The following is a 25644-nucleotide window of genomic DNA, read 5'->3' on the forward strand; positions in this document are numbered from 1 at the left end:
GAGCCGGGGCTTTCCCAACGCCCGCGCAACGGCTAATCAGGCGGGGTCCGAGCCCGCGAAAGCCCCCATGCCCCGCATCGACCGCTACATCCTGTCGCAACTTATGACCCTGTTCGGGTTCTTTGCGCTGGTGCTGGTGTCGGTCTACTGGATCAACCGCGCCGTCTCGCTGTTCGAGCAGCTGATCTCGGACGGGCAGACCGCGCTGGTGGTGCTGGAATTCACGGCGCTGACCCTGCCGCTGGTGATCTCGGTCGTGCTGCCCATCGCGGCCTTCGCGGCCAGCGCCTATGGCACCAACCGCCTGGCCTCGGAATCGGAACTGGTGGCGATGCAGGCGACCGGCATCTCGCCCTGGCGGCTGGCGCGGCCGGTGCTGGTCTTCGGCGTGCTGGTCGGGCTGATGGTGGCGCTGCTCGTCCATGCCGTGGTGCCGATGGCGCGCGGGCGGCTGGCCGACCGCCAGGCCGAGATCGCGCAGAACGTCACCGCGCAATTCCTACGCGCCGGCTCGTTCCAGTATCCGGCGCAGGGCGTCACGCTTTACATCCGCGACATCGCGGCGGACGGGCGGCTGGTTGATTTCTTTCTTGAAGACGCCCGCGACCCCGGCAGCCAGACCACCTATACCGCGGCCGAGGCGCTGCTGGTCAGGACCGACGAGGGGCCGCGGCTGGTGATGATGCAGGGCATGGTGCAGGATCTGCGCCATGCCGGCGACCGGCAAAGCCTGTCGGTGACGCGGTTTTCCGAACTGGCCTATGACCTGGGCAGCCTGATCGACACCGGGGCGAGCCGCAAGCGCGACCTGCGCGCCTATTCGACGCTGCGGCTGATGGACCCCGATCCGGAATTGCTGGCCGCGACCGGCGCCACCCCCGACCGCGCCCTGGCCGAGGCGCATGAGCGGCTGGCCAAGCCCTTCCAGGCGCCGGTGGCGGCGCTGCTGGGCTTTGGCATGCTGCTGCTGGGCGGCTTCAGCCGCTTCGGCGTCTGGCGGCAGGTGATCTGGGCGGTGGTGGCGCTGATCGTGGTGCAGTTCCTCGGCACCGCGGCCGAGAACCAGGTCGCCGGCAATGCCGCGCGCTGGCCGCTGATCTATGTCTCGCCCCTGGCCGGGGCGGCGATCTGCGCCGCGGTGCTGTGGCTTGCCGCCCGGCCGCGGCGGCTGCGCGGCAGCCCGAAGCCCAGGGCGGCGAAAGGGCGCGCGGCATGATCCTGTCCACCTATGTCGCGCGGCGCTTCCTGCGCATGCTGGTGATGATCGCGGCGATCTTCGGCGCCATCCTGTTCCTGATCGACATCGTCGAGCAGATCCGCCGCTTCTCGGACGAGAATATCGGGCTTTCGGGCGCCGCGGGCCTGTCGCTGCTGAACATCACCGCCAGCTTCTATTCCATCCTGCCGCTCATCACGGTGCTGGCGGGGATCGCGCTGTTTCTGGGCCTGTCGCGCACGTCGGAACTGGTCGCGATCCGGGCCTCGGGGCGTTCGGGCATCCGGGTGCTTTGCGCCCCGGCGATCACCGCTGCGCTGGCCGGGATGCTGGCGGTCGCGGTGCTGAACCCGATGGTGGCGGCGACCACGAAACGCTATGACGACGCGGTCGCGCAGATGCGCAGCGGCGGCGGCCAGACCGTCAGCGTCGGCGACAATGCGGTCTGGCTGCGCCAGGCCCTGCCCGCGCCCGGCGCGAACGGGACCGAGACCGCGGGCCAGGTCGTCATCCGCGCCAGCCGCGCCAGCCCCGATGCCACGACGCTTTATGACGCGACCTTCACGGTCTATTCGCCCCAGATCGGGCCGACCCGGCGCATCGACGCCGCCACGGCGCGGCTGACCCAGGGGGCGTGGGAACTGACCGACACCAAGGAATGGCCGCTGACCCAGCCAAACCCCGAGGCGATGGCCCGCACCGCGCCGCGGCTGGAACTGCCGACCGACCTGACCGCCGCCCGCATCCGCGACAGTTTCGGCCGGCCCGAGGCGATCCCGGTCTGGCAGTTGCCGGCCTTCATCAAGGGACTGGAGCGGGCGGGCTTTTCCGCCCAGCGGCACAAGGTCTGGTTCCAGATGGAGCTGGCCCGGCCGCTGCTGATGGCGGCCATGATCGCCATCGCGGCGGTCTTCGCCATGCGCCATATGCGCGGGCGCCGGATGGGGCTTCTGGTGCTGGGGGCCTTCGGCTGCGGCATCGCCCTGTTCTTCCTGCGCAATCTGGCGCAGGTGCTGGGCGACAATGGCGGCATCCCGCCGGCCCTGGCCGGCTGGGCGCCGCCCATCGTGGCGCTGCTTTTCGCCTTGGGGGCACTCTTGCGGCTGGAGGACGGTTGATGGCGCGTGGCCACAGGGGACGGAAGACTGCGAAAACGGCCAGCGCCGCGCTGCTGGCGGTCCTGCTGCCCGGCATGGCCCCGGGGCAGAGCCTGACGCCCGAGGGCCAGACCCTGCCGGTCTATAACCAGCCCGACGAGGTGCCGCAGGGCCCCGACGGCCCGGCGCTGGCCCCGACCGAAAGCCCCGACGGCACCGCCCGCTTCGCCGACGGCACCGAGGCGTCGCATACGCCCAGCCTCGCCGCACGGCCCGGCAGCCTGCGCATCGCCGGCGGCGATGGCGAGGGCGCGGGCAGCCCGGCCACGCTGCTGGCCGATCAGGTGACGCTGGGCGCGGACAACCGGCTGACCGCCTCGGGCGGGGTGGTGATCTGGTATCGCGGCGCGCGGCTAATCGCCTCGCGCGTGGTCTATGACAACGCAAGCGGGACGGCGGTGATCGAGGGGCCGATCCACCTGACCGAACCCGCCCGCGCCGGCACGCCCCAGGAAACCATCCTGATCGCCGACAGCGCCCAACTGGACCCGAACATGCAGGACGGCATCCTGCGCGGCGCCCGGCTGGTGCTGGCGCGCGAGATGCAGATGGCCGCGCGCGAGATGCGCCGCAGCGAGAACGGCGCCGTCACCCGGCTGGACAATGTCGTCGCCTCCAGCTGCCAGATCTGTGCCGAGAACCCGATCCCGCTGTGGGAAATCCGCGCCCGAGCCATCACCCATGACGCGCGCACGCAGAAGCTGCATTTCGACCGCCCGCAGTTTCGCGCGCTTGGCCTGCCCATCGCCAGCCTGCCCTGGCTGACGGCGCCCGATCCCAGCGTCGAGCGCATGACCGGATTCCTGCGGCCGCAGTTCCGCACCACCTCGGGGCTGGGTTTCGGCATCAAGCTGCCCTATTTCGTCACGCTGGGCGATCATGCCGACGTCACGCTGACGCCCTATGTCGCGCTGTCGCGCACCCGCACGCTGGAGCTGCGCTATCGCCAGGCCTTCAGCAACGGCGCGATGGAATGGAACGGCGCCATCTCGCGCGACGACATCGAGGAGGGCGAGACCCGCGGCTATCTGTTCGGCGGCGCACGGTTCGAGCTGCCGCGCGGCTACATGCTGGGCCTGCAGATCCAGATGGCCAGCAACCGCGCCTATCTGCTGGATTACGACATCTCCAACGCCGACCGGCTATGGAGCGGACTGACGCTGGACCGCGTGCGCCGTGACCGCATGATGATGGCCCGGATCGGCAATTACGAATCGCTGCGCGAGGACGAACCCGAGGAGGTCACACCCTCGGTGGTCGCCGATGCGCTGTGGAAGCGGCGCTGGACCCCCGACCGGATCGGCGGCATCGCCAGCCTGGAATGGTCGCTGCACGCCCATCGCCGTGCGTCCTCGACGGATCATGACGGCCGGGACATGGCCCGCGGCTCGGTCGCGCTGGACTGGTATCGCAGCGCGATCCTGCCCGGCGGGCTGGTCGGCGCGGTCGAGACCCGGCTTGATGCCGATTTCTATCGCATCAACCAGGACAGCGATTACGAGGATTGGGTGATGCGCACCGATCCGGTGCTGGCCGCCGAGCTGCGCTGGCCCCTGGCCCGCCATTCCGGCGGCGTCACGCATATCGTCGAGCCGGTGGCGCAGCTGGTCTGGTCGCCCGAACGCGATGCCGAGGACAAGGTGCCGAACGAGGACAGCCGCCTGATCGAGTTCGACGAGGGCAACCTGTTCGCGCTGAACCGCTTTCCGGGCTGGGACGCGCGCGAATCGGGCTGGCGCGCCAATCTGGGCATCGGCTGGACGCGGATCGACCCGGCCGGCTGGTCGATCGGCCTGACCGCCGGGCGGGTCTTTCGCAACAAGGCCGATCCGGCCTTCGAAAACGACCCGGCGGACCCGGCTTTCTGGGACGGCGGGCCGCTGGGCGGCAAGCGGTCGGACTGGCTGGTCTCGGCCACCTATCAGGGCATGAACGGGCTGGCACTGGTCAACCGGGCGCTGTTCGACGACGGCTTCTCGATCAGCCGCAACGAGCTGCGGCTGGGCTGGTTCCAGCCGGGCCTGCAGGTCTCGGCCGGCTATCTCTGGCTTGATTCGGACGAGGGCGAAAGCCGGCCCGAGGATGTGTCGGAACTGACCATGGCCGGGGGCTGGCAGGTCGCGCCCGGCTGGTGGGCCACGACCGAGACGCGCTATGACTTCACCGCCGATCGCGCGCAAAAGGCGCAGTTGGGCCTGGAATATCGCAATGAATGCATAACCGTCGAAATGTCGGTCGAGCGGCGCTTTACCTCTTCGGACGAGGTGCGGCCCGACACCCGTTTCGACCTGGGTATCCGGCTGGGCGGCTTCGGCCAGCAAAAGCCCGGTCCGGGAACGGTGGCGCGCCGCGCCTGCCTGCGCTAATGTCCGGCAAAACCATGCGGCGAGGGAGCTGATGCGGCGAATTCTTCTGGGGGCGGCCATGGCCGCGATGCTGGCAGCAGGCGGGGTGGCCCCGGCCTTTGCGCAGGGCAATCCGTTCCAGCCGCTGGTCTATGTCAACGATTCGGCCGTCACCCGCTATGAGCTGGAGCAGCGCATCCGCTTCCTGCAGATCCTGCGCGCGCCCGATGCCGACCGCGCCTCGGCCGAGCAGGCGCTGATCGACGACCGGCTGCGCCTGTTTGCCGCGGAGCAGATGGGCATTGCCGCCAGCGACGCCCAGATCGACGCCGGCCTGGCCGAGTTCGCCGGCCGCGCCAATCTTGGCGTCGAGGAATTCACCCGCGCCCTGGCCCAGGCCGGGGTCGAGCGGCAGACCTTCCGCGATTTCGTCGCCGCCGGCATTGTCTGGCGCGAGGTGGTGCGCCAGCGCCTGGTACCGCAGGTCCAGGTCAGCGATGCCGAACTGGACCAGGAAATGCAGCGCCTGCTGGAGACGCCGCGCATCACCCATGTCGCGCTGTCGGAACTGATCATCCCCGCCCCGCCCGGCCAGGAGGCGCAGGCCATGGGCCTGGCGGAATCGCTGGTCCAGAGCGTGCGCTCGGAGGCGGATTTCGCCGCGGCCGCGCGCCGGCATTCGGCCACGCCCTCGGCCGGGGAAGGCGGGCGGCTGCCCTGGATGCCGCTGGAGAACCTGCCGCCCTCGCTGCGGCCGATCATCCTGTCGATGAAGCCCGGCCAGATCAGCCAGCCCCTGACCGTCGAGGGCGCGGTGGTGCTGTTCTACCTGCGCGACAGCCGCGGCACGCTGCGCCCCGGCGCCAGGGAACAGGTGCTGGATTACGTGCGCTTCCGGCTGGCCAGCCTGGCCGAGGCGAACCGGATCGCGGCGCTTTCCGACACTTGCGCCGATCTTTTCGTGCATGCCCGCGGCCTGCCGCCCGAACAGATCCAGCGCCAGACCCTGTCCCAGGGCCAGATCCCGGCCACAGAGGCGCTGCGGCTGGCCGTGCTGGACGACAACGAAACCTCGGTGGTCAGCCAGGGCGGCGCGGCCGAGCTGCTGATGCTGTGCAAGCGCCAGTCCGCGCTGCTGGCCTCCGGCGCTGCGCCGGAGGCGCCGGTGGCGGTGACGGCGGAGGGCGAGACGGCCGCCGCGCCCGACCCCGACGCGCTGCCGGACCGCGAGGAGATGCGCAACCAGATCTTCAGCCGCAAGGTCGGCCAGGCCGCCGACAACTACCTGGCCGAATTGCGCGCCAATGCGATCATCCGGCGGCCGTGAGCCCCCGGCCCCGCCACCGGGGGCGCTTCGCCCCCCGGACCCCCAGAGGGTATTTGGGAAACGGAGAAGATGACTGAAGCCCGTCCCATCATCCTGACCTGCGGCGAGCCGGCGGGCGTCGGGCCGGAGCTGGCGCCCAAGGCGCTGGCCTCGGGCGTGCCCTTCGTGTTCCTGGGCGATCCGCGGCATCTCCCCGAAGGAACCCCCTGGGCCGAGGTCGCAGCTCCGGGCGAGTCGGTGCCCGAGGGCCTGCTGGCAGTGCTGCGGCATGATTTCCCGGCGCCGGCGGTGCCGGGCCGGCCCGATCCCGCCAATGCGCCCGCGGTGGTCGAGGTCATCGCCCGCGCCGTCGACCTGGCCCTGTCGGGCGCGGCGGGCGGCATCTGCACCCTGCCGATCAACAAGGAGGCGCTGAAGCGCGGGGCCGGCTTCGGCTTTCCCGGCCATACCGAATATCTGGCGCATCTGGCCGGCGACGTGCCGGTGGTGATGATGCTGGCCTCGACCACGGTCGAGCCGCCCTGCCGGGTGGTGCCGGTGACCATCCACATCCCGCTGTCCGAGGTGCCGCTGGCCCTGACGCCCCTGCGGCTGGAGCAGGCGATCCGCATCACCGATGCCGCGATGCGGCGCGATTTCGGCCTGGCCCGGCCGCGGTTGGCCATCGCCGGGCTTAACCCGCATGCCGGTGAGAACGGCGTCATGGGCGACGAGGAGGCGCGCTGGATGGCACCGCTGATCGAGCGGCTGCGCCGCGAAGGCTTCGACCTGCGCGGGCCGCTGCCGGCCGATACCATGTTCCATCCGGCGGCACGGGCGCGTTACGACGCGGCGCTGTGCGCCTATCACGACCAGGCGCTGATCCCGATCAAGACGCTGGATTTCGCCGGGGGCGTGAACGTGACGCTGGGCCTGCCCTTCGTGCGCACCTCGCCCGATCACGGCACCGCCTTCGACATCGCCGGCCAAGGGATCGCCGATGCGCAAAGCGTCATCGCGGCGCTGCGCATGGCGCATGAGATGGCGGGCCGGCGATGAGCGCCATCGACGGGCTGCCGCCGCTGCGCGAGGTGATCGCGCGCCACGATCTGCGGGCGAAGAAGCAGCTGGGGCAGAATTTCCTGCTGGATCTGAACCTGACCGCCAAGATCGCGCGGACGGCCGGCGACCTGACGGGCTGTGACGTGATCGAGGTGGGGCCCGGTCCGGGCGGCCTGACCCGCGGGCTGCTGGCGGAGGGTGCGCGGCATGTGCTGGCGATCGAGAAGGACGCCCGCGCCCTGCCCGCCCTGGCCGAGATCGCCGCCGCCTATCCCGGCCGGCTGGAGGTGATCCATGGCGATGCGCTGGAGGTCGATCCGCTGGCGCATCTGTCCCCGCCGATCCGCATCGTCGCGAACCTTCCCTATAATGTCGGCACCGAGTTGCTGATCCGCTGGCTGACGCCGGCCGCATGGCCGCCCTTCTGGCAGTCGCTGACGCTGATGTTCCAGAAAGAGGTGGCCGAGCGCATCGTGGCGCAGCCGGGCGGCAAGGCTTACGGCCGCCTGGCCGTGCTGGCGCAATGGCGGACCGAGGCGCGGATCGTGATGGCCCTGCCGCCCGAGGCATTTGTCCCGGCGCCCAAGGTGCATTCGGCGGTCGTCCACCTGACCGCCCTGCCCGAGCCGCGCTATCCGGCCGATCCGGCAGTGCTGAACCGGGTGGTGGCGGCCGGGTTCAACCAGCGCCGCAAGATGCTGCGCGCCTCGTTGAAGGGCCTGCACCCGGAGATCGAATCGCTGCTGGTCCAAGCCGGCATCGCCCCCACCGCCCGCGCGGAAGAGATCGGGCTGGAGCAGTTCTGCGCGCTGGCGCGGGGCCTGGCCGCCGCACCGCGCTGAGCCTCATTCGCCCGAGGCGCTTTCGGGCTGGGTCTTCGCCGCCTTGGTGCCGCGGCCCGAGGATTTCGCGGCGGGAGCCTTGCCGCCGTCTTCGGACGGTTTCTTGCGGCTGCGCGGCGCTGCGGTCGTGCTGCGGCTGCGGCGGCGCGGGGCCGATTCGGCAGCGGCGGGCTCGGCCGAGATCGCGGCAGAGGCTTCCGGGGCCACGGCGGGCTCGGCCGGCACATCGGCAGAGGTCGCGGCGCTTTCCGGGGTCTCGACCGGGCCGGCGGCATCCTCGTCCGCGGTGATCACCGGCGGCAGCCCGGAATCGATGGGCGCGGCAGCCGGCTGGGCGCGCTCTTCCGCGCGGGCTTCCATGCGGGGGGCGGGCTGCTGGCGTTCCTCGCGGCGGTCGTCGCGACGCTCGTCGCGGCGGTCCTCGCGCCGGTCGTGGCGATCCTGACGATCCTGGCGGTGGCCGTGATGACCGTTCTGGCCATTGCCGTTCTCGGACGCGGCCGAGGTGTTGCCATCCTGGGCATCGTCGTCGCGCCCCTGCTGCTGGTGGCCCTGGCGTTCGGCCTGCTCGCGCTGCGCCTCGCCCAGCATGCGGGTGTAATGTTCTGCGTGTTGAAGAAAGCTCTGCTCGGCCACCCGGTCGTTGGAAAGCTGGGCGTCGCGGGCGAGCGTGAGGTATTTCTCGATGATCTGCTGGGGCGTGCCGCGCACCTTGCCCTCGGGGCCCGAGGAATCGAAGACGCGGTTGACGATATTGCCCAGCGAACGCTGTCGGTTCGACTTGTTACGCGAACGGGATTTGGATGATCTCATCAGCTTGTTGTCAGTTTATGTCCGGCAAGGGCCGGCTGAGGTTGGGGTCATTCCTAAGGCGGGTGTCAGCGCAGGTGCGGCGTTTGCTCCGGCTCCCGCGTCACCAGTGAAAGGCTGGGTTATCTGAGTATGACTGACCCGTGCGTGGGCGGCGCGCCCCCGTCACAATTGCGAATAAACACGCCGCAGCGCCGCTTACAAGCGAAAATTTCGTCAAAACCCGCGAAAGGCGCGGAACCTTGCCGGATCAAAGCGGCTTTCGGGCGGCGACGACCCGGTCGCGCCCGTCCAGGTCGGGCAGGATGCGGGGCTCGGCCAGCCCGGCTGCACGCATCAGCGCCGCCACGGCCGCGCCCTGCGTGGGACCGATCTCGACCATCAGCCGGCCGCCGGGCGCCAGATGCGCGGGCGCCCCGGCGGCGATGGCGCGATAGGCGGAAAGCCCGTCCGCCCCGTCGGTCAGCGCCTGCTGCGGCTCCCATTCCCGCACCTCGGGCGTAAGCTGCGCCATTTCCGCAAGCGCGATATAGGGCGGGTTGGAGACGATCAGGTCGAATTGCCCCGTGACCGAGGCAAACCAGTCGGATTCGAGAAAATCCGCGCAAACCCCCATGACCTTGGCATTTTCCCGCGCCACGGCAAGAGCGGCCGGCGAAATGTCGGTGCCAAGCCCGCGCGTGCCCGGCCGTTCGGCCAGAAGCGAGATCAGGATCGCCCCGGTCCCGGTGCCCAGGTCCAGCACCGAGGCGAAGGGCGCGGCCAGCGCCGCCTCGACCAGGGTTTCGGTTTCAGGGCGGGGGTCGAGCGTATCGCGGGTGACACGGAACTCGTGCTTCCAGAAGGCGCGGCGGCCAAGGATCTGGCTGACCGGCTGGCGCGCGGCGCGGGCGGCCAGGGATGCGTCGAAACGTCGCAGCGCCTCGGGCGGCAGCGGCGCGGCCAGCACGCCGGTCAACTGGTGGCGCGGCAGGTCCAGGGCATGGGCCAGAAGCAGCCGGGCATCCTCGGCCGCACCGGGCACCCCGGCCTGGGCGAGTCGAGCGGCGCCTTGCCGCAGGGCCTCGGCCCCGGTCACGGAATCACTCGCCCTGCGCGGCCAGGCGCGCGGCCTGGTCATGCGCGGTCAGCGCCGCCACGATCTCGCCGATCTCGCCTTGCATGATGCGGTCGAGCGCATAGAGCGTCAGGCCGATGCGATGGTCGGTCATCCGGCCCTGCGGGAAGTTGTAGGTGCGGATGCGTTCCGAGCGGTCGCCCGAGCCGACCTGGCTCTTGCGGTCCGCGGCGCGCTCGGCATCGGCGCGCGACCGCTCCATGTCGTAAAGCCGCGCCCGCAGCACGGCCATGGCATTGGCGCGGTTCTGGTGCTGGGACTTTTCCGAACTGGTCACCACGATGCCGGTCGGCAGATGGGTGATGCGCACTGCCGAATCGGTGGTGTTGACATGCTGGCCACCAGCGCCGCTGGCGCGCATGGTGTCGATGCGGATATCGCTGGCGGGAATGTCGATATCCACCGCCTCGGCCTCGGGCAGCACGGCCACGGTGGCGGCGCTGGTATGGATGCGCCCGCCCGATTCCGTCTCGGGGACGCGCTGGACGCGGTGGACGCCCGATTCGTATTTCAGCTTGGCGAAGACGCCCTCGCCCTCGATCCGCGCCACCGCCTCGCGCACGCCGCCCAGGTCGGATTCGGCCAGTTCGAGCATCTGGAACTGCCAGCCCTGCGATTCGGCAAAGCGGCGATACATGGCCAGCAGGTCGCCGGCGAACAGCGCCGCCTCCTCGCCGCCGGTGCCGGGGCGGATCTCCAGGATGGCCGGGCGGGCATCGGCGGCGTCGCGCGGCAACAGCGCGATGCGCAGCGCATGTTCCAGCTCGGGCAGCGCGGCGCGCAGGCGCGACAGTTCGTCCTGCGCCAGTTCGCGCATCTCGGGATCGACCAGCAGGGCCTCGGCCTCGCGCAGGCCGGCCTGCGCGGCGCGCCATTCGGCGATCTGCGCCACCACCGGCTTCAGCTCGGCATATTCGCGGCTGATCGCGGCGATTTCCTCGGCCGCGGGCCCGGCATGCAGCCGCGCCTCGAGATATTCGAAACGCGCGACGATCTGGGCAAGGCGGTCTTCCGGCAGCATTTGATGCAATTAGCCGTTGAACCGCGGGCCGACAAGGCGGAACCTTGCGGGCATCTGACCCAGATCAAAGCAAGGCCGGCCGCCGTGGTGCAGGGTATCGCCAAACGCGCCCACCAAGCCAAAGGAGGCCCAACGTGAAACTCGTCCCCTTTCTGACAGCGACGAGTCTTGCCCTGTCCGCTCTGCCGGTCATGGCGCAGACTGAAGCCATCGACAACGGCGCCCTGCGCGAGGAAGCCAAGGGGGTGTTCGAGGCGATTCCCGGAAAGATGACCGCCATCAAGCAGACCGAGGACAATCCCGAGGGCGTTCCGCTGACCGCCGAGAAGATCGAACTGGGCAAGGTGCTGTTCTTCGACCCGCGCATGTCCAGTTCGGGGCTGATCTCGTGCCAGACCTGCCACAACGTCGGCTTGGGCGGGGTGGACGGCCTTCCGACCTCGATCGGGCACGGCTGGCAGAAGGGGCCGCGCAACGCCCCCACCATGCTGAACGCGATCTTCAACGCCGCGCAATTCTGGGACGGCCGCGCCGCCGACCTGGCCGAACAGGCCAAGGGCCCGGTCCAGGCCGGGGTCGAGATGAGCAACACCCCCGACCAGGTGGTCAAGACCATCAACTCGATGCCGGAATATGTCGAAGCCTTCAAGGCCGCCTTCCCCGAAGAAGCGGACCCGGTGACCTTCGACAATTTCGCCGCCGCGATCGAGCAGTTCGAGGCCACGCTGATCACGCCGAACAGCGCCTTTGACCGCTTCCTTGCCGGCGACGATGCGGCGATGACCGACCAGGAAAAGCGCGGGCTGCAGGCCTTCATGGAAACCGGCTGCACCGCCTGCCACTATGGCGTGAACTTCGGCGGGCAGGATTATCACCCCTTCGGCCTGATCGCCAAGCCCGGCGCCGAGGTGCTGCCGGCGGGCGACACCGGCCGCTTCGAGGTGACGCGGACCACCGACGACGAGTATGTCTTCCGCGCCGCGCCGCTGCGCAACGTCGCGCTGACCGCTCCCTATTTCCACTCGGGCGTGGTCTGGGAACTGGCGGAAGCGGTCAAGATCATGTCCTCGGCCCAGATCGGCACCGAGCTGACCGACCAGCAGGCCGAAGACATCACCGCCTTCCTGGGCACGCTGACCGGCGAGCAGCCGGTGATCGACCATCCGATCCTGCCGGTGCGCACCGAGACGACGCCGCTGCCCACGCCGATGTAAGCCGGGCAAGGCGAGAAACGAAAAGGGGCCCTTCGCGGGGCCCCTTCTGCTTGCGGTCCGGCCGGTGGATCACTCGGCCTTGACAGCCTCGACGGTGATCTTGATCTCGACCTCGTCCTCGACCGCCGGGGCGAACTTGCCCAGGTTGAACTCGGAACGCCTGATCTCGGTCTCGGCATCGAAGCCGACGGCCTGCTTGCCGGTCATCGGATGGGCGGCAAGCAGGTTCAGGTCGACATCCAGGACCACCTGCTTGGTCACGCCGTTCAGCGTCAGATCGCCCGTGACCTTGGCCTCGTCGTCATCGTCCGGCGCCACATTGGTCGACTTGAAGGTCGCGACCGCGCCGCTGGCATCGGTGTTGAAGAAATCCGGCCCGAACAGGTGCTTGTCCAGCTCCTCGGACACGGTGCGCAGCCCCGACAGCGGGATGGTCGCCTCGACGCTGGAATTGGCCGGGTTCTCGGCATCCAGCGTCAGCTTGCCGGTGATGCCGTTGATGATGCCGGTGCTGGTCGAAAAGCCCATGTGATTGTATTCAAAGACGACCTGGCTGTGCGAGGGGTCGAAATCATAGACCACGGGCTCGGCCATGGCGGCGGTGGCGCCAAGCAGGGTGATCGCGGCGACGGGGGCAAGGATGGGTTTCATTCTGGTCTCCGGATTGAAAATGTCATGCACGGTTCTGCCAGAAAATGCCCCAGCATCAACAAGGGTTTCCGACAAAACCCCTGACAATTTCGTGTTTCGCCGCAGCGCGGAAACAGTATCGCCGCAGGGGCGACTTTCCGGGATTTCCCGGCCTTTTTCCTTGCATTCCCCGGCATGATCGCTATAAGGCCGCATCCTTCCGCAAATGCGAAACCGGCGCAGCCTCTCGTGGCGGGGCGCGGAAGGGCTGTCCCGCCGTTGAAGCGCGCCCCCAAGAAAGGTGCAGACATGCCGCTTTACGAGCATGTGCTGATCGCCCGCCAGGACCTGTCGAACGCGCAGGCCGAGGGGCTGATCGAACATTTCTCGACCGTGATCGCCGACAATGGCGGCAAGGTCGTGGACAACGAATACTGGGGTGTGCGCACCCTCGCCTACAAGATCAACAAGAACCGCAAGGGCCATTACGCCTTCCTGCGTTCGGACGCGCCCTCGGCCGCCGTGCAGGAGATGGAGCGCCTGGCCCGCCTGCATGACGACGTCATGCGTGTGCTGACCGTCCGCGTGGACGCGCACAAGGAAGGCCCCTCGGTCCAGATGCAGAAGCGCGACGAGCGCGAGCGCGGTGATCGCAGCGACCGCGGCGAACGCCGCGAGCGGCGCGACCGCGACGACCGGAACTAAGGGAAAGGAACCAGGATCATGGCCAACAAGCCCTTCTTCCGCCGCCGGAAAGTCTGCCCCTTCTCGGGCGACAACGCCCCCGCCATCGACTACAAGGACACGCGCCTGCTCCAGCGTTACATCTCGGAACGCGGCAAGATCGTGCCCTCGCGCATCACCGCCGTCTCGGCCAAGAAGCAGCGCGAACTGGCGCGCGCTATCAAGCGCGCCCGCTTCCTCGCCCTGCTGCCCTATGCCGTGAAGTAAGGAGAGACGATCATGCAAGTCATCCTGCTGGAACGCGTGGCCAAGCTGGGCCAGATGGGCGAAGTCGTGAAGGTCAAGGACGGTTTCGCGCGCAACTACCTTCTGCCGCAGGGCAAGGCGCTGCGCGCCTCGGACGCCAATATCCAGGCCTTCGAAGCCCGCAAGGCCGAACTCGCCGCCCGCAACGACGAGAGCCGCGCCGAAGCCGAAAAGATCGCCGCGAAGCTCGACGGCCAGACCTTCGTCATCATCCGCTCCGCCTCGGATGCCGGCGCGCTCTACGGCTCGGTCACCCCGCGTGACGCCGCCGATGTCGCCAATGCCGAAGGTTTCGCGATCGAGCGCCGCCAGGTCGTGCTGACCGCCCCGATCAAGGATCTGGGCCTGCACGAGGTCCGCGTGCACCTGCACCCGGAAGTCGATGTGACGATCAAGCTGAACGTCGCCCGCTCGGCCGAAGAAGCCGAACTGCAGGCCTCGGGCAAGTCGATCCAGGAACTGGCCGCCGAAGAGGAAGCCGCCGCCGAATTCGAGATCGCCGAGCTGTTCGACGACATCGGCTCGGCCGGCCGCGACGAGGACGAAGCCGCGAACTGATCGCGCCTTTGTCGGAACAGGGAAAACGCGCCGCAACCGGCGCGTTTTTTCATGCCCGCATGGCAGCACCCCTTGCCCGCGTCTCGGGTTCGGCGGAACATTCGCCGGGCTGCGGGGTTGAGCCGCAAAGCGCCCTTCGCCAGAGGATTTGCCGGCATGCACCACCAGGACGACCAGCCGCCCATCACCCGTACCCCGGCCGACGAGACCAGCCAGACCCGCTTCGGCCCCCGCCCGGTCCCCGAGGGCCATCGCCGCCCGCCGGGCCCGGCGGAATCGCGCCGCATCCCGCCGCATGGCGATGTCTCTCCCGATGGCAGCCATCCATGGCCGCGCCCCTCGCGCGGGGCGAAATGGCTGGTCTGGGGCGGCACCGGCCTGGCGGCGGCCGCCCTGACCGCCGGCACGGTGATCGCGGCGCGGCATATGATCGACCTCATTGCGGGAGATGACCCCGGCCGGCCGCGCAGGCCCGACGCCGACCGGCGGCCCGGATCCGGCCCGATGGAACGCCAGGCACGCCCCGAGCCAGACCGTCGGCCCAAGGCAAAGGCCGCCGCCCGGCATGTCCCGCAGGGCCAGCGCCGCCCGCCGCGGCAAAGCCTGCTGCAAGAGGTCGAGGCCAATACCGCCAGCCTGACCAGCGGCGTCGAGAACGTGATGCAGGCACTGACCGCCGCCGTGACCGGCTTCCGCTCGGTCGCGGGCCAGGCCAGCACCATCATGCAGGAATTCGGCGATGCCGCGACGATCATGCGCAGCATCATCGACCGCAAGCCGGCGCCGCAGCGGCGCGGCCCGTCGCAGCGCCGACAAGGCGCACAGGCCGACCGCGCCGATGACATCACCGCCAATGTCCACCACGACGCACGAATGCCGGATCTGCGCGACGACCCGCTGCTGCACGACCCGATGGAGGGCCCCGATCCGGGCGGGCCTGCCGATCACGACCCGCGCGTGCATCGGCTCTGACGCCGAAGGGCCCCAGGATGGGCCGCCGCCCGCCGGTGCCGCCAGCAAGGCGCGACCCGTTGAGCCGGCTTCTTCGTTCCACAAATACCCATCTGCACCACCGCATTCCGACCCCGCCCTGGCCAGCCGGGTGCGGCAATGAAAAAGGCCGCCCCAGCGGGACGGCCCTTCTCGTCGCGGCAAGGCAGCGGATCAGAGCTGATCCAGCGCCTCGATGGCCTTTTCCAGCTCTTCCTTGGTCACGGATTTCTCCGAAACCTTGGCACCCTCGACGATATGGTCCACGACCTTGTCCTCGAAGATCGGCGCACGCAGCTGCTGCTGCGCCTGCGGGTTCTGCTGGATGAACTCGAAGAAGGCGCGCTCCTGGCCGGGATATTGGCGCGCCTGGCGCAGCACGGCCTGGGTCATCTCCTGGTCCGAGACGGTGATCTCGGCCTTCTGGCCGATTTCGGCCAAGAGCAGACCCAGCCGGACACGGCGCTCGGCCAGTTTCTTGTGCTCCTCCGTCGGCTCGATCTCGCCATGGTTATGGCCGTGTTCCTCGGGGTGCTCCTCGTGCCAGAGCTGGTGCGCGATCTGATGCGCCTCGGCCTCGACCAGCGAATCGGGCAGGTCGAACTTGACCAGCGCGTCCAACTTGTCCAGCAGCGCGCGCTTGAGAACCTGGCGCGAGGCCCCCTTGTATTCCGCCTCCAGCCGCTCGCGGATCTGCCCCTTCAGCGCGTCCAGGCTTTCGGCACCGAATTTCTTGGCCAGTTCGTCGTCGATCTCGGCCGGTTTCGGCGCCTTCACCGCCTTGACGGCGGTCTCGAAAATCGCGTCCTTGCCGGCCAGGCCGGGATGGCCGTAATCCTCGGGGAATTTCACTTCGACCTTGATCTCGTCGCCAGCCTTGGCGCCGACCAGCTGCTCCTCGAAGCCGGGGATGAAGCTGCCCGAGCCCAGCACCAGCGGGTAATCCTCGGCCGAGCCGCCCTCGAAGGCCTCGCCATCGACCATGCCCTTGAAGTCGATCACGACCTGATCGCCGTCCTTGGCCTTGCTGCCCTTCTTGCGATCCTCGAAGCTCTGGGCGTTCTTGGCCAGATTCTCCAGCGCCTCGGTCACCTGCTCCTCGCTGGCCTCGACCACCAGCCGCTCCAGCTCGACGCCGGACAGGTCGGTTTCCGGGATGGCGGGCAGCGCCTCGTAGGCGACGGTGACGACGACGTCGTCGCCCTCTTTCCAGGTCTCGCCGTTGACCATCTCGATCTTGGGCTGCAGGGCGGGGCGGTCGCCGGATTTCTCCAGGTGGTCGCGCAGCGCCTTGTCGATGGCCTCCTGCATGGCATCGCCCATGATGCGCTGGCCGAACTGCTTCTTCAGCAGCGCCATCGGCACCTTGCCTTTGCGGAAGCCCTTCATCTCGACCTCGGGCTGGGCCTCTTTCAGCTTCGCATCCACCTGCGCCGCCAGATCGGCCGCAGGCAGGGTGAATTCATAGCCCCGCTTCAGCCCTTCGTTCTGGGTTTCCTTGACCTGCATTTGTCTTCCTTCATCCACGAACCGTCTTGCGGGTCCGAGGCATTACAGCCTCGCCGACGCCGGAACCTAACGTTCCGCGCCTCCGCCTGTTTCAGCGCGCTAGCTATGGGATTTCGGCCGGCATAGCAAGGAGGAAGGCAGGAATCGCCGCGTCCCGGCCGGGTTTCGCACGGTGTTTCCGGCTGGGCCGCGCCAGGGGTGGTGCCGGAAAACGCCCGCCCCCCGCCCACCCTCGCCGCGAGAACTGAGGCCAGAGGACATCCTTTGGTTGAAATGGGCATTATCGTCCCATCGGCCGCCGAACCGGTTGACCCCAGGGAAGCGGCGATAAGCGATCTTCCGCCGGCCTGGGTGCCTTGCAGCCGCAAGTTGCAGCCGCCGCAAAATCAACGGGCTGCCGTTATTAGGTCAGCAAACGGCACCTAACTTATGGATATATTCCCTTCCGCGGCGTGACGGTGCATACAGGCATCGTTGCGTAAGCGGTTGTTTGTTAACCTTGGTAAATGGTCTTTGGTCATGTGTTCAAAACTGACCGGGCGGGTGCGCATCCTTGTTCCCGCCCGGTCGTGAACCGGCAAGAGGTCGCGGGATCCGTTCCTGACATGGTTGCGTCTTTATTGGGCACGGCCGGATCCCTACTCGCGTCTGGCGATTCCTCTTGCCCATACATATCGAACAATAAACAGCGGACCGGTCCTTGCAGCGGCAGGGTCCGGCCGGCCTGAAACGACAAAGGCCGCCCCTAAAGGCGGCCTTTGCGCGTGATTGACGCCGCAGGCTCAGCCGCGCGCGCGCACAACCTGCAACAGCGGCATGACCTCGGACATGTCCGGCCCATGCGCCTGGCCGGTCAGGGCCTTGCGCAACGGCATGAACAGGCCCTTGCCCTTGCGGCCGGTCGCCTGCTTGACCGCATTGGTGAACTCGCCCCAGCTCGCATCGGTATAGGGCGGCGGCGGCAAGAGCTTCATCGCCTCGGCGATGAAATCGGCATCCTCGGCGTCGATCTGCGGCTCGGCCCCCGTCGAGAAGATCTGCCACCAGCCCGCCAGGTCGTCCAGCCGGGTGATGTTCTGCGAGGCGACGCGCCAGAACCGCTCGGCCAGCTCGTCCGGCACGCCCAGCGCGGCGATCCGGTCCCTGACCTCGGCGAAGGGGCGCGACTGGTTGGCCTCGCGCGTCAGCGGCCACAGGTCTTCGGCATCGAACTTGGTGGGCGAGGCGCCGAATTGCGACAGGTCGAACCCCTCGGCCAGTTCGTCCAGCGACATCCGCAACTCGACCGGCTGCGACGAGCCCAGCCGCGCCATCAGCGACAAGAGCGCCTCCGGCGCCACGCCGTTTTCGCGCAGGTCGCGGATCGACAGCGTGCCCAGGCGCTTGGACAGTTCCTCGCCCTGCGCGCCGGTCAGCAGGCTGTGATGGGCAAAGGTCGGCGGTTCGGCTCCCAGCGCGCGGATGATCTGGATCTGCGTCGCGGTATTGGTCACATGGTCGGCGCCGCGCACGATATGGGTCACGCCCATCTCGGCGTCGTCGACCGAACTCGCGAAGGTGTAAAGCACCTGCCCGTCGGCGCGGATCAGCACCGGGTCCGAGACCGAGGCCGCGTCGATGGAAATCTCGCCCAGGATGCCGTCCCGCCACTCGATCCGCTCCCGGTCCAGCAGGAAGCGCCAATAGCCGGCGCGGCCCTCGGCGCGCAGCCGGTCCTTGTCCTCGGCCGAAAGCCTCAGCCCGGCGCGGTCATAGACCGGCGGCTTGCCCATGTTGAGCTGCTTCTTGCGCTTCAGGTCCAGCTCGGTCGGGGTCTCGAACACCTCGTAGAGCCGCCCGGCTGCGCGCAGTCCCTGCGCCGCCTCGGCATAGCGGTCGAGGCGATCCGACTGCCGCTCGATCCGGTCCCATTGCAGGCCCAGCCATTCCAGGTCGCGCTGGATGCCGTCGGCATATTCCTGCTTCGACCGTTCGCGGTCGGTATCGTCCAGGCGCAGGATGAAGGTGCCGCCCGCCTTGCGCGCGATCAGATAGTTCATCAGCGCCGTGCGCAGGTTGCCGACATGGATGTGGCCGGTGGGCGAAGGGGCGAAACGGGTGGTGGTCATGGGGATCTCCTGTCGGCTTCGCTCTTTCACAAACGGCGGTTTTTGTCCATATCGGGGACCAAAGACGAGGTGAGCCGATGCTTGACTGGAAGAATGCCGAGGCCCCCGACGCGGCCATGATCGAGGAATTGGCGCGCGAGGCCATCGCCGGCCTGCCGCCGGAATTCGCCGGTCCGGCCGCCCAGGTGGTGCTGCGCGTCGAGGATTTCGCCAGCGAGGAATTCCTGGACGAGTTGGAGATCGACGACCCGCTGGAGCTGACCGGGCTCTATGACGGCGTGCCGATGACCGAGAAATCCGCCAGCGCGCCGCAGCATTTTCCCGACACGGTCTGGCTGTTTCGCCGCGCCATCCTGGACGAATGGGCCTCGCGCGGGGACGTAACGCTGGGCCAGCTGGTCGCGCATGTCGTGGTGCATGAATTCGCCCATCATTTCGGCTGGTCGGACGACGACATCGCCGCCATCGACCGCTGGTGGGAATGATGGAGCAGGCGCCGATCCTGACCATCACCCTGAACCCGGCGCTGGACGTGACCACCGGCACGCGCCAGGTGGTGCCCGACATCAAGCTGCGCTGCGAGGCGCCGCGCTTCGATCCGGGCGGCGGCGGCATCAATGTCAGCCGCGCGATCCGCGCCATGGGCGGCGACAGTACGGCGCTGGTCGCGCTTGGCGGCGCCACCGGGCAGCGCATCGCCGAGCTGCTGGCGGAAACCGGCGTCCCGCTGATGACCCTGCCCGCGCCGGGCGAGACGCGTCAGTCCCTGACCGTGGACGACCGCACCATCCGCCAGCAATACCGTTTCGTCATGCCCGGCCCGGAATGGTCCGCCGACGATGTCGAGACCGCGCTGCAAGCCGCCACCGGCGCCGCCGAGCCCGGTGCGCTGGTTGTGCTGTCCGGCTCGAACCCGCCGGGCGTGCCGGCGCGCTTCGCGGCCATGCTGGCCGAGCGGCTGCGCGGCACCGGCGCACGGCTGGTCGTGGACACGTCGGGCGAGGCGCTGGCCGAGGTGGCCGCCGCCACCGACCGCCGGGTCGAGATCCTGCGCATGGACGACGAGGAAGCCGCGGGACTGGCCGGCCATCCCCTGCCCTTCCGCGCCGACACCGCCGGTTTCGCGGCCAGTCTCGTGGCCTCGGGGGCCGCGCATGGGGTGATCGTGGCGCGGGGTCGCGATGGCAATATCATCGCCACCGACCAGGGCATCTGGCATGCCGAGGCCGCGCGGGTGCAGGTGGTCAGCAAGGTCGGCGCCGGCGACAGCTTCCTGGCCGGCTTCACGCTGGGCCATGCCCGCGGCTGGCCGGTCCGCGATGCGCTGGGGCTGGCGGCCGCCGCCGCCTCGGCCGCGGTGCAGACGCCGGCGACCGAGCTCTGCCGGGGCGAGGATGTCGAACGGCTGTTCGCCGCCCGCGTGGTGACGCAGATGCGAGGCCCGAGCTAGTCGCGCCCGTCCATGCGGACGAAATCCAGCACGCTGCCCTGCGCGGGGGCCAGTTCCGACCAGTCGTCGATCTGGAAATCGACGACCAGCGTCGCCGCCGTCGGATAGCGGCGGAAATCCGGGTCCAGCGGTGCCCGCGCCGGCAGCATGGCGGCGAATTCGGCAATGCCGGGATTGTGGCCGATCATCATCACCGTCGGCGCCGAGGCGCTGCGCAGGATCTCCAGCATCTTCTGGGGCGCGGCGTGGTAAAGGCCCGGCTCGTAACGGATATGCGGCCGCACCTCCAGGGGCGCCATGGCGATGCCGGCCCAGGTCTCGCGCGTGCGCTCGGCGGTCGAGCACAGCACTTCCTCGGGCTCGTAGCCGCGACTGGCCAGCCAGTCGCCCAGCTCGCGCGCCGAGCGGCGGCCGCGCGCATTCAGCGGCCGGTCGTGGTCGGGCTGCGCCGGATCGTCCCAGGACGATTTCGCATGGCGGGTCAGGATCAGACGGCAGTGCCCGAGTGGAGTCATCGAATTGCCTTTTCGGCCAGACGGTTAAAATTACGCGACGTCGCCGAGCCTGCCATAGCTTCCGCCGGGCGGGCAAGCCCTCTCTTTCGGGCGCGATGCCGCGCCGGTCACAGGCCGCTGTCCCCCTGGCGCAAGCCGCGCGGCTTGACCCGCGGCTCGGTCGAGCGGATCAGCGAGCCGGCGCCATGTTCGGTGAACAGTTCCAGCAGGCAGGCATTGGGCACCCGCCCGTCCAGGATCACCACGGCGCGCACGCCTTCCTCCAGCGCCTTCAGCGCCGTCTCGGTCTTGGGGATCATGCCGCCGGCGATGGTGCCGTCGGCGATCATCGCCCGCACCTGGTCGGGATGCATCGCCGTCACCACCTCGCCCGAAGCGTCCTTGACCCCCGAGACATCGGTCAGAAGCAGCAGCCGGTCAGCCTTGAGCGCACCGGCGATCGCCCCCGCGGCGGTGTCGCCGTTGACGTTGAAGGTCTCGTTATCCTCCATCCCCGTGGCCACCGGGGCGATGACCGGGATCAGCCCGGCATTGTAGAGGTCGCGGATGATCTGCACGTTCATTTCGACCGGGCGGCCGACGAAGCCCAGTTCCGGGTCGTCCGGCGCGCAGACCATCAGGTCGTCGTCCTTGCCGGAAATGCCGACAGCGCGGCCGCCGGCATCGTTGATCGCCTGCACGATCCGCTTGTTGACCAGCCCGGACAGCACCATCTCGACCACCTCGACGGTCTCGCGGGTGGTGACGCGCTTGCCGCGCACGAAGCGGCTTTCAATGCCCAGCTTGCCCAGCAGGTCGTTGATCATCGGCCCGCCGCCATGGCAGACGACCGGATGGATGCCCACCTGCCGCATCAGCACGATGTCGCGGGCGAATTCGGCCATCGCCTCGTCGTCGCCCATGGCATTGCCGCCGAACTTCACCACCACCACCGCGCCCGAATATCGCTGCATATAGGGCAGCGCTTCGGACAAAGTGCGGGCGGTGGCGATCCAGTCACGGTTCATGTTCTGCTTTCTCATCAGGGGCCCCTGTTCGTCGCACCCGACCCTAGGACGCGGGCGCCGATCAGTCCAGAGCGGCTATGATGGCGCGCAGCGTGGCAATGCCCTGCCCCTTGTCCGAGCTTGTGATCACAAGCTCGGGATAGGCGGCAGGATGCTTTTGCAGCGCCTCCTGCACCTGCGCGACGGTGGCCTCCATCGCCTCTCTGCCGATCTTGTCGGCCTTGGTCAGCACCACCTGGAAGGGCACGGCGGAGCGGTCGAGCAGCTTCATGATCTCGTGATCGACATCCTTCACGCCATGGCGCGAATCGATTAGCGTGAAGGCGCGGCGCAAGGTCGCCCGGCCAGCCAGGTAGTTCTTCAGCAGCGCCTGCCATTTCGCCACCACCGCCACCGGCGCCTTGGCAAAGCCATAGCCCGGCAGGTCGACCAGATAGGCCTGCTCGCCCAGGGTGAAATAGTTGATCTCCTGCGTGCGGCCGGGCGTGTTCGACGCCCGCGCCAGCCCGTTCCGGCCGGTCAGCGCGTTGATCAGGCTGGACTTGCCGACATTCGAGCGGCCGGCAAAACAGACCTCGGGCCGGTCGGCGGGCGGCAGCCCATCCATGGCGACCACGCCCTTGAGGAAATCGACCGGGCCGGCGAACAGCTTGCGCGCCGCCTCGGCGGTCTCGGCATCCGGCTCGGGGGCGACGGGAAAGGCGACCTTCATGCCCGCACCTCGTCACCCAGCGCGATCTCGCCGCCACTCACCACTTCGGCATAGATGCCGAAATCGCGATGGCCGAACTGCGCCTCCAGCGTCTCGGGCATGTCGATGTCGATGCGGCCGGTGGCCGGATCGGCGCTGGTCGCGGGGCAGCGGCCGATGGTCTCGGTCACGCGCAACTCGACCTCGCCCAGGGTCAGGACATGGCCGATCAGTTCGCGCTCGGCATAGGGCTGCCAGCCCTCAAGCCACAGGTTTCCGCGCCAGCGTTCGATACCGAGCGGCTGGCCCAGCCGCCCTTCCAGATCGGCCAGGCTGGACAGCGACAGGATCGAGATCCAGGGCTGGTTCGCATCGGTCCAGCCTGTCGGGCCGCGCACCAGCCGCGTCGGCGCCGGCTTGTCCGCAGGCCAGAGCGGGCGCACCCATTCGACGAGGCGCGACCCCTCGGTCTCGGGGTCGAACTCCAGCTCGGGCAGGTCGGGATGGGTCAGGCGGATGCGGCCCCCTTCCGCGCCCTCGCCCCAGCCGCCGCGCACCGCCTGCAGCCCGGCCGAGGCCGCGCCGCGCAGAAAGCAGGATTTCGGCAGCCAGCGCCCCGGCACCTCGCCGGCGTGGCGCTCGCCCGCTGCGGTGAGCAGCGCCCAGAGCCGGTCGCCCGGCAGGCGCCGCGCCGCATCCAGCCGGGTGCGGCGCAGATCCTCGCCGCCGATCGCCTTGATCGGGTGCCGGCGGATCCGGGCAATGCGGGCGGTCATTTGCCGCCCTTGTCCCCGCCCTTTTCGCCCGCCTTGGCCTCGGTCTTGGCGCGTGACGGCAGGCTGGAGCGGATATTGCCGAAGAAGTCGGGCCGGTGGCCGTGCATCGACATGATCGTGTATTGCTGGATGATGGTGATGGTGTTGTTGGTGATCCAGTACAGCACCAGACCCGAGGCGAAGCCGCCCAGCATCAGCATGAACACCCAAGGCATCCAGGCGAAGATCATCTTCTGCGCCGGATCGGTCGGGGCCGGGTTCAGTTTCTGCTGCATCCACATCGAGATGCCCAGCAGGATCGCCAGCACCGGCAGGGTGAAGCTGTGCAGGAAGCTGCCCTGGCCCGGCGCCGCCCAGGGCAAGAGGCCGAACAGGTTCCACAGGCTGGACGGGTCGGGCGCGGCAAGGTCGCGGATCCAGCCGATCCAGGGCGCATGGCGCAGCTCGATGGTGACGAAGATCACCTTGTAGAGCGCGAAGAAGATCGGGATCTGCAGCAGCACCGGCAGGCAGCCCGCGGCGGGGTTCACCTTCTCGCGCTTGTAAAGCTCCATCACCTCTTTCTGGAACTTCATCCGGTCGTCGCCGGTGCGCTGCTTGATCGCCTCCATCTCGGGCTGCAGCTCCTTCATCTTGGCCATCGAGATGTAGGATTTGCGCGCCAGCGGGAAGACCAGCAGCTTCAGCACGAAGGTCAGCGCGATGATCGCCCAGCCCATGTTGCCGATCATACCGTGCAGCCAGTGCAGCAGGCGGAAGATCGGCTTGGTCAGGAAATAGAACCAGCCCCAGTCGATGGAATCGACGAAACGGTCGATGCCGGGGGCTTCCTGGTAGCCGTTGATGACCTCCCAGACCTTGGCGCCGGCGAAGAGATAGCTCGAGCTGGTGCCGGTCGCGCCGGGGGCGACGGTCTGCACCGGCATCCGCGCCTCGGTCTGGTAGATGTCGGCGCCGGGGGCGTATTTCACCACCGCGGTAAAGGACTGGCCGGGCGCGGGCGCCAGCGTGGTCATCCAGTACTTGTCGGTAAAGCCGATCCAGCCGTTTTCCTGCACCTCGATCAGCTGGGCCGGCCCCTCGCCCGGCAGCGGGTCGAGCTTGGCCATGTCCTTGTATTTTTCTTCCAGCAGCTTGCCATCGGTCATGCCGACCGCGCCCTCGTGCAGGACGAAGAAATTCTGGGTATCGGGCTTGCCGTGCCGCGCCAGGATGCCATAGGGCGCCGCCGCGAAGGGCGCGGCCCCGGTGTTTTCAAGCGACTGGGTCACGGTGAACAGGAACTTGTCGTCCAGCTCATAGGTGCGGCGGAAGATCTGGCCGGCGCCGTTGTCCCAGCGCAGCGTGACCGGCTGGCCGGGCGCGAGGGTCGAGCCGGATTCGACCTCCCACATGGTGGCCGGGCCGGGAACCAGGGCCGGATCGGTGCCGGCGGCCGGCATCCAGCCATAGACCGCGTAATAGGGTTTCTGCACCGCGACCTCGGCATTGCCGCCCGGCGCGACCGGGCTGCCTTCGGCCTGCACGGTGGTCTGGGCGGTCGGCGACAGCAGGCGGACATAGGGCGAGCGGGAATCCAGCGTCTCGTGATAGCCGGTCAGCTCCAGGTCGTCGATGCGGCCGCCGGCCAGCGAGATCGTGCCGGCGAGCGAGGGAGATTCGATCCTGACCCGCCCGGCATTGGCGGAAGGATCGTTGCTTGCCGCCGCGGGCTCCAGCTCCGGCGCCGCGCCCTGCGGCACCGCGCCGGGCGTCGCCGGGGCGCCGGTTTCGGGCTGGGGGACGCCCTGGCTGCTGGCCGGCACCGTATCCTGCGCGGGCGGCACCGGCTCGGGGGCGAAGAAAATCGACCAGACGAGCATGACGAGGGCGGAAAGCACCATCGCCAGGATGAGGTTGCGGTTGTTGTCTTGCATGCCGGACCAGCCCTTCGTCGTCACCCAGTCTGAGGGTTCGGGCCGCTTCAACAGAAGCGACCGGCAAAGGTCAAGGGAATTTGCCGGAAAACCGGCTCAGTTTCCGCGCCGATCGGATGTCCCGCCCTCCGACCCGGTGCGTCCGACGCGGTTCCTCGGCTCATCCTGGCCCCACCCGTCCGGGCCTTCGCTCGGCCGGGCCCCCAATCGTCCGGGGCCTGCCGGACAGGCGGCGCGGCCCTCCTGCGCCCAGCCCCGTCCCGCCGGCCCGGGTCGCGGCCTCGGCAGGGGCCGCGCGCGGCGCGGCCCGGCACCAAGGCGCGGGCGCCGCGGGCGCATCGTTTCACGGCGCGACCGGCCCCGGCCGGGCGCAGCCGCCAAACCCCATGCGGCGCGGACGCGAGACTTTACCCC

The 25644-nt window shown here is 68.8% G+C and carries 24 protein-coding genes; 13 read left to right on the forward strand and 11 right to left on the reverse strand.

All coding sequences use genetic code 11. The features are described 5' to 3' along the window. Positions 1-67 precede the first annotated feature (67 nt). From lptF to rsmA, 6 genes are all read left to right on the forward strand, one after another. Positions 68-1216 (forward strand): LPS export ABC transporter permease LptF, encoded by a 1149-nt coding sequence (gene lptF, locus ACNKFW_RS07915; protein ID WP_147428102.1) that lies wholly within the window; start codon positions 68-70, stop codon positions 1214-1216. Beyond that, positions 1213-2334 (forward strand): LPS export ABC transporter permease LptG, encoded by a 1122-nt coding sequence (gene lptG / locus ACNKFW_RS07920; protein WP_024845303.1) that lies wholly within the window; start codon positions 1213-1215, stop codon positions 2332-2334. The genes lptF and lptG overlap by 4 nt, the downstream gene beginning before the upstream one ends. Next, on the forward strand, positions 2334-4739 hold the full coding sequence (locus ACNKFW_RS07925) for an LPS-assembly protein LptD (protein ID WP_147428103.1): 2406 nt from the start codon (positions 2334-2336) through the stop codon (positions 4737-4739). The genes lptG and ACNKFW_RS07925 overlap by 1 nt, the downstream gene beginning before the upstream one ends. Before the next feature lie 31 nt (positions 4740-4770). Next, positions 4771-6045, forward strand: a complete 1275-nt coding sequence (locus ACNKFW_RS07930) for a peptidylprolyl isomerase (protein ID WP_028710119.1) — start codon at positions 4771-4773, stop codon at positions 6043-6045. Between the two features lie 69 nt (positions 6046-6114). Next, the gene (gene pdxA / locus ACNKFW_RS07935; protein ID WP_024845306.1) at positions 6115-7083 is read left to right on the forward strand and encodes a 4-hydroxythreonine-4-phosphate dehydrogenase PdxA; all 969 of its coding nucleotides are present in this window, start codon (positions 6115-6117) and stop codon (positions 7081-7083) included. Continuing rightward, positions 7080-7928 carry a 16S rRNA (adenine(1518)-N(6)/adenine(1519)-N(6))-dimethyltransferase RsmA gene (rsmA, locus tag ACNKFW_RS07940; protein ID WP_024845307.1) on the forward strand — a complete coding sequence of 283 codons (849 nt, stop codon included), beginning with the start codon at positions 7080-7082 and terminating at the stop codon, positions 7926-7928. The genes pdxA and rsmA overlap by 4 nt, the downstream gene beginning before the upstream one ends. 3 nt (positions 7929-7931) lie before the next feature. Here rsmA and ACNKFW_RS07945 read toward each other — a convergent pair whose 3' ends face one another. The 3 genes from ACNKFW_RS07945 to prfA all read right to left on the reverse strand — a co-directional run bounded on the left by ACNKFW_RS07945 (position 7932) and on the right by prfA (position 10876). Next, complete coding sequence (locus tag ACNKFW_RS07945) at positions 7932-8741, reverse strand: DUF4167 domain-containing protein (protein WP_024845308.1); 810 nt, start codon at positions 8739-8741, stop codon at positions 7932-7934. Positions 8742-8988: 247 nt separating this feature from the next. Further along, on the reverse strand, positions 8989-9816 hold the full coding sequence (gene prmC, locus ACNKFW_RS07950) for a peptide chain release factor N(5)-glutamine methyltransferase (RefSeq protein WP_147428329.1): 828 nt from the start codon (positions 9814-9816) through the stop codon (positions 8989-8991). A 4-nt stretch (positions 9817-9820) separates the two neighbouring features. Next, a complete protein-coding gene (prfA, locus tag ACNKFW_RS07955) occupies positions 9821-10876 on the reverse strand; it encodes a peptide chain release factor 1 (RefSeq protein ID WP_024845310.1) in 1056 nt (351 codons plus the stop codon). Between the two features lie 191 nt (positions 10877-11067). On the opposite strand from prfA, the gene ACNKFW_RS07960 reads away from it, so the two are divergent. Continuing rightward, positions 11068-12090 (forward strand): cytochrome-c peroxidase, encoded by a 1023-nt coding sequence (locus tag ACNKFW_RS07960; RefSeq protein ID WP_147428331.1) that lies wholly within the window; start codon positions 11068-11070, stop codon positions 12088-12090. A gap of 69 nt (positions 12091-12159) precedes the next feature. Here the strand turns inward: ACNKFW_RS07960 and ACNKFW_RS07965 are convergent, their stop codons facing one another. Then, complete coding sequence (locus ACNKFW_RS07965; RefSeq protein ID WP_147428105.1) at positions 12160-12741, reverse strand: YceI family protein; 582 nt, start codon at positions 12739-12741, stop codon at positions 12160-12162. 288 nt (positions 12742-13029) lie between these two features. Here ACNKFW_RS07965 and rpsF point away from each other — a divergent pair, with 288 nt between their 5' ends. The 4 genes from rpsF (at position 13030) to ACNKFW_RS07985 (ending at position 15240) form a co-directional block, all read left to right on the forward strand. Next, positions 13030-13425 (forward strand): 30S ribosomal protein S6, encoded by a 396-nt coding sequence (rpsF, locus tag ACNKFW_RS07970; RefSeq protein WP_024845313.1) that lies wholly within the window; start codon positions 13030-13032, stop codon positions 13423-13425. A gap of 18 nt (positions 13426-13443) precedes the next feature. After that, positions 13444-13671 carry a 30S ribosomal protein S18 gene (gene rpsR, locus ACNKFW_RS07975; RefSeq protein WP_011747229.1) on the forward strand — a complete coding sequence of 76 codons (228 nt, stop codon included), beginning with the start codon at positions 13444-13446 and terminating at the stop codon, positions 13669-13671. Between the two features lie 12 nt (positions 13672-13683). Then, on the forward strand, positions 13684-14268 hold the full coding sequence (gene rplI, locus ACNKFW_RS07980) for a 50S ribosomal protein L9 (RefSeq protein WP_024845314.1): 585 nt from the start codon (positions 13684-13686) through the stop codon (positions 14266-14268). 156 nt (positions 14269-14424) lie between these two features. Further along, complete coding sequence (locus tag ACNKFW_RS07985) at positions 14425-15240, forward strand: hypothetical protein (protein WP_024845315.1); 816 nt, start codon at positions 14425-14427, stop codon at positions 15238-15240. A 192-nt stretch (positions 15241-15432) separates the two neighbouring features. On the opposite strand, the gene tig is transcribed toward ACNKFW_RS07985, so the two are convergent. Both tig and gltX read right to left on the reverse strand, forming a co-directional pair. Further along, positions 15433-16767 (reverse strand): trigger factor, encoded by a 1335-nt coding sequence (gene tig, locus ACNKFW_RS07990; protein WP_147428106.1) that lies wholly within the window; start codon positions 16765-16767, stop codon positions 15433-15435. A 782-nt stretch (positions 16768-17549) separates the two neighbouring features. Then, entirely contained in the window at positions 17550-18875 is a 1326-nt protein-coding gene (gene gltX, locus ACNKFW_RS07995; protein ID WP_147428107.1) for a glutamate--tRNA ligase, read from the reverse strand. Positions 18876-18952: 77 nt separating this feature from the next. Between gltX and ACNKFW_RS08000 the strand changes: the two genes are divergently transcribed. Together ACNKFW_RS08000 and ACNKFW_RS08005 are read left to right on the forward strand one after the other, a co-directional pair. Beyond that, positions 18953-19360 carry a metallopeptidase family protein gene (locus ACNKFW_RS08000; RefSeq protein WP_024845318.1) on the forward strand — a complete coding sequence of 136 codons (408 nt, stop codon included), beginning with the start codon at positions 18953-18955 and terminating at the stop codon, positions 19358-19360. Beyond that, positions 19360-20325, forward strand: coding sequence for a 1-phosphofructokinase family hexose kinase (locus tag ACNKFW_RS08005; protein ID WP_024845319.1), 966 nt, complete (start codon positions 19360-19362; stop codon positions 20323-20325). Before ACNKFW_RS08000 ends, ACNKFW_RS08005 begins: the two co-directional genes overlap by 1 nt. On the opposite strand, the gene ACNKFW_RS08010 is transcribed toward ACNKFW_RS08005, so the two are convergent. The 5 genes from ACNKFW_RS08010 to yidC form a co-directional block, all read right to left on the reverse strand. Next, positions 20322-20840, reverse strand: coding sequence for a SixA phosphatase family protein (locus ACNKFW_RS08010; protein ID WP_024845320.1), 519 nt, complete (start codon positions 20838-20840; stop codon positions 20322-20324). The two genes, ACNKFW_RS08005 and ACNKFW_RS08010, sit on opposite strands and share 4 nt — an antisense overlap. A 107-nt stretch (positions 20841-20947) precedes the next feature. After that, positions 20948-21847, reverse strand: coding sequence for an acetylglutamate kinase (argB, locus tag ACNKFW_RS08015; RefSeq protein WP_024845321.1), 900 nt, complete (start codon positions 21845-21847; stop codon positions 20948-20950). Between the two features lie 61 nt (positions 21848-21908). Continuing rightward, a complete protein-coding gene (yihA, locus tag ACNKFW_RS08020) occupies positions 21909-22559 on the reverse strand; it encodes a ribosome biogenesis GTP-binding protein YihA/YsxC (protein ID WP_024845322.1) in 651 nt (216 codons plus the stop codon). After that, a complete protein-coding gene (locus tag ACNKFW_RS08025) occupies positions 22556-23314 on the reverse strand; it encodes an MOSC domain-containing protein (protein ID WP_024845323.1) in 759 nt (252 codons plus the stop codon). Before ACNKFW_RS08025 ends, yihA begins: the two co-directional genes overlap by 4 nt. Beyond that, entirely contained in the window at positions 23311-25230 is a 1920-nt protein-coding gene (gene yidC / locus ACNKFW_RS08030; protein ID WP_024845324.1) for a membrane protein insertase YidC, read from the reverse strand. The genes ACNKFW_RS08025 and yidC overlap by 4 nt, the downstream gene beginning before the upstream one ends. Positions 25231-25644: the final 414 nt, after the last annotated feature.

This window comes from Paracoccus sp. TD-10, from assembly GCF_048270675.1.
In the GTDB taxonomy this organism is placed as follows: domain Bacteria; phylum Pseudomonadota; class Alphaproteobacteria; order Rhodobacterales; family Rhodobacteraceae; genus Paracoccus; species Paracoccus pantotrophus.